Source organism: Chelativorans composti (genome assembly GCF_039541695.1).
Taxonomy (GTDB): domain Bacteria; phylum Pseudomonadota; class Alphaproteobacteria; order Rhizobiales; family Rhizobiaceae; genus Chelativorans; species Chelativorans composti.
In genome coordinates this window covers 1-4,395 of sequence record NZ_BAABGS010000041.1, presented here as the reverse complement: position 1 = coordinate 4,395, position 4,395 = coordinate 1, and the positions used below count along the sequence as shown (strand labels likewise).

Annotated in this window: 2 protein-coding genes; one reads left to right on the top strand and one right to left on the bottom strand. The window is 54.4% G+C overall.

Translation table 11 applies throughout. The features are described from left to right. Positions 1 to 108 precede the first annotated feature (108 nt). On the top strand, positions 109 to 852 hold the full coding sequence (locus tag ABD906_RS09995; RefSeq protein WP_345099276.1) for a TetR/AcrR family transcriptional regulator: 744 nt from the start codon (positions 109 to 111) through the stop codon (positions 850 to 852). A gap of 98 nt (positions 853 to 950) precedes the next feature. Here ABD906_RS09995 and ABD906_RS09990 read toward each other — a convergent pair whose 3' ends face one another. After that, a complete protein-coding gene (locus ABD906_RS09990; protein WP_345099275.1) occupies positions 951 to 3,137 on the bottom strand; it encodes an oxidoreductase in 2,187 nt (728 codons plus the stop codon). Positions 3,138 to 4,395 lie beyond the last annotated feature (1,258 nt).

Genomic DNA, 4,395 nt, shown 5'->3' with positions numbered 1-4,395 from the left:
TCCCGCCCGCCGAAGCCGAGGCAAACTTCTACGCGGCTCTGGAAACTGAAGCCATGGCCGCGTAACTAAACCAAATCAGCCTCCGGCAAACCCGGCGCGGTTCAGGACTTGAAGATTGCGCAAAATGAAAAATCTCTTGACTGCGAGCAGGAAGGGAGGCACTCAGCCGATCTACGCGGCGAGGATCTCCAAATGAATACTGATAATTTCGATCTGTTGTCCAATGCGGATTATTTCTTCTCAACCTATATGGTCGACCGTACCCTGACCAAGAAAGGCAAGGAGGTCACACTTAAGATCCTTGAAGCGGCTCGGCTCATTCTCATAGAGAAAGGATCTGGGAGTCTTACTCTTCGGGATGTCGCTCGCGCTGCAGGAATCCGCCTGAGCAACCTTCAATACTATTACCCGACCCGTGAAGATCTTGTCAGGGATCTGTTGATGCTGGTCTTCTCGGTCTATCAACAGCTTTACGACCAGATATTTCGGAGTGAGGGCATAGGCGCTCAGGAGAAGCTTGCGCAAGCAGTGAGATGCTTGCTTGCGAATATCAAGGAGCCTTCCGTTCACAGGCTCTTCTTCGAGCTGTGGGCACTTGCGCAACGCAATGAACTTCTGGAGCATCTTTTGCGCGATATGTATGACAGCTACTGCAGACGGATTGAGGAGATCATTGAGCAGATCTCTCCAGATATGCCGCAGCATCTTCGCCGGCAACGATCAATCCTCATCGCATTCCTGATTGAAGGTATCATGGTTCGTTACAGCCTCGCTCAGGAAGATGGTGAGTCTCTCAGGAATATGGACGATGAGTGCCTCAGGCAGATCCAGCGTATGGTGTGCTGGTCGTGAGCATCTCCGAAAATGAACTAGGCGTATCGAGGGTGGGCAAGGGAGGCGGCAAAGCACTGCTGCCTCCCTTTCGAACATCTATTGTGCGGGGCCCGCGGCTACACACGATAACGGATTTCGTGTGATGCCCCGGGCATGTGTGCTACACCCCAAACGGCACCTTCACGGCGATAGGGGCGGGGATGCTGGGGGTCGGGATCCTCGATTTCTCGCGCCAGACGGTGACCGTCGAAGGTTGCGTCAGCGATAAGCTTTGGAGCAAGTGCATCTCCAATCAGGTAAATGCCTTTGATACCGTTCAGCTTCCAATCTGCCTGCCGCAACTTGAGTTCTTGGAAGAGAGCAACATTTGAGGTGCGACCTGTAACCAGAACCAGGGTGTCATACTCATACCATTTGTGGGTACGGTTCTCGGTTCGTGGATGCTTGCCCGCACCATTATACTGGATCCGGTGGCCCTCACCCCACACGTTGTAGAGCTCAATTCGGCCTTCTTCTGCTCGAGAGGCCCACACGTCGGAGATGATTTCGACGTTGAGCTCGTTGAGTACCCGCCGCATGTTTGGATACTCAAGGGTGAAGTGCATATAGCGGCCGAGCTCGACGCCTGTCGCGATCTTCACCTCGTGACCTGCCTCGGCCAGCTTCTGAGCGAGGCTGGGGGCCATGTAATACGGATCCGCATTCAGGATTATCACCCGCTTTCCGATCTTCTTGGATCCGGCGAAAATCTGCTCTGGCGTCACCATGTAAGGCAAGTCTGCGCTGACTCCAGGAATTGGAGCCATGGTTATGGCACTCTTGCCGTCATGGTTCCAGTGTGCGCCAGTCGCGATGACTACCTTGTCAGCGCCATACTTCAGTACATCGTCAGCGGTGAACTCCTTGCTCCCCAGCGCGATTTGAGAGTCCCGGTTCTTCTTGACGAGCTTGGTAAGCTGTGTCTCGCGATAATCCCTGTGGTAGCCCCACTCGCCGAGACCTGGCAGCGTTGCAACATCATTGACATAGCCGCCAATCTTGTCGGCCTTGTCTACTAGATGGACGGTGTAGCCGCGTTCCATCAGGACGCGGGCGCACTCTGAGCCCGCAGGACCCGCACCGACCACGAGGATTGTGTCGTCAGAACCCTTCCTTTCAAACTTCTCGGGATGCCAACCGCGGCGGTATTCCTCACCGGCGGTAGCATTCTGGGTGCAGATGAGCGGCGGCCCGCCGATCTCCCATCGCGAAATGCAGACGTTGCAGCCGATGCAAGTGCGAATGTCATCAAGCCGCCCCTCCTTTATCTTAGTAGGTAAGAATGGGTCGGCGATGGACGGGCGCGCAGCGCCGATAATGTCGAGCTGCCCGGATCGAATAACCTCAACCATTTTTTCGGGGTCGGTAAATCGACCGACTCCGAGGACAGGCTTCTTGGATACTTGCTTGATGAAGCGCTGCCACGGAAGTTGGTGGCCCATACGGTGGAACCGAGAGGGGCCGGCGTCTTCACCCCACTCCGCGATCACGCCGATGTTGACGTCCCACAGATCGACAAGAGGGTCTGCGAGTTCCACAAATCGGATGCCATCTTCCTCAACCTGGACGCCGTCCTGCCCGGCCAAGGAGTCGACAGCAAACCGTGTCGCGATTGCGCAGTCTTTGCCAACCGCATTGCGTACCTTTTCGAGCGTTTCGAGCCAGAAACGAGCACGGTTCTCGAGTGGGCCCCCGTACGCATCAGTTCGCTTGTTGTAGAATGGAGATAGGAACTGCAATGGCAGATAAGCGTGTGCGCCATAGACATACACGATGTCAAAGCCAGCGTCCCGCGCACGCAGTGCAGCGTCCACATAGAATTGCTGCACCATCTTGATGTCGTCAAGGTCCATTTCTTTGCAGTAGGATTGGGTCTCGAAATCAGAAGCATACTGGCTGGGGCCGCGAGGTGTAGCTCGGCTTTCCAGGCAGGGTGCATGTGGGCCGCCATACCACATCTCGATACCCACAAGAGCGCCGTACTTATGAACCTCTTCGGTCATTGCCCGCAGGTTTCGAACGTCGCCTTCATCCCAAATTCGGGCAGAGACACGATTTGTATCATCGGATTCAGGATGGATCGAGCAGTATTCAGTATTTACACCGCCCCAGCCGCCTTCTGCCTTGATCGAACGGTGGGCAGCTTGAAATCCTGGTTTGTCGCTTCCTGCTCCGATACAGTGGGGTACCTGGTAGAACCGGTTTTTCAGCGTCTTGGGGCCGATTTGTATCGGCTCGAATAGAATAGAATACTTCTCGTCCATTGCACTTTCCCGCTCTTCTCGTAAGCATGTGAATGTACGCGCGCGGGAAGAGTTGTCCCGCGAGCGGATGGCCTGGATCATTATATTGACTTGTATAGACGCCAATAGCGTCTCCGCCATGAAGAATAGATCGGCAGAGATTTCTTTTTTTTAGTATTCTGGCGTCTTGTTCGTCATTTTATCGATTCTTTGTGATGGATGAATTTATTCAGTTATTGTGAGCGAAGACGTTGATCATTGGTTCCCTCCCAATAAAGATCCTCGGAATAAAATAGGTCAATCGACCAACTTCTGTCAATACTGTCGGTGATGCAAAGAATGGACCGCTGGTGGATCAACACTTCAATCGAGAATCTGCCGTATCATTCAATACAGTAGGTGAGAGGTGAAAGGCAGCTTCCTCCCAGTGAAATCTGTGTGACGAGATAGGTATCCCTGGCCGATGAATGGATGACGACAGTGGGAAGCTTTGGCAGCGAAATGCTCGAAACTCGATTTGATTTGCCGGCAATTAATCTCGAATTTGGTCCAGTTTACGGTCGTTCGATTCAGAAGCCGATATTTCGGGTTTAGATGTCTGGACAGCGTTTCAGACTTCGAGAAACGCGATTGGAGGGAAATGGGCGTTCGCGGGATAGCCGCTCCTGTTCCAAGAACGGAAGATGGGAGGTTACCTGTGACGAGAAATCCGATGTCGGTTCAAACATTGTTTTCCCTCGCCCGTGCTATGCCCCCCCCCATTACTTCCTTCAAACGCTGTTTGCATCTGAATCGGAAATTTCGAAGCTGCCAGCATCACCGTTGAGTGGTGCGTTGGTCCTCCTCGAGGTCCATGTTGCCCTCCCGTGGGGCCGAAGGCGGAGCGTCTGCCGGGGTTCCTATGATGCCGCTCTCGGATCGCTGCCGTTTGTTGTCGCGGAGGCTATCAGGACCCTGAGTTATGCCCTGTGAAGCTTCCGCGGAATTCCAGTGCGGGAGTCCTGGCACCAAGTTCCTCTACCGCTTTGTCAGCTCCACAAAGACCGCGTGCGTTGAGACACCAAAGGAGGTGTCCTAGAGCCTTGCCGACAACGGTCGTGCCAAACAGGCAATCAATCTCGCTGATCCGGTGGACGCTCTGCCGCTCGTCCGTCTCTCGGTCGGAGCAGTCGAACATTGATCGGCCCCCACGGACGGGTCCAATTTGATTGTTAGTGCAATGATGGTCGTGGCGCCAGCGCGGGCGGCATCGCTGGTTGGGGTTGCAGGGCCGCCCGCG

Bases quoted from the DNA above. Each gene is read 5' to 3' on its own strand.
- ABD906_RS09990 (WP_345099275.1), bottom strand. From the start codon at position 3,137: ATGGACGAGAAGTATTCTATTCTATTCGAGCCGATACAAATCGGCCCC.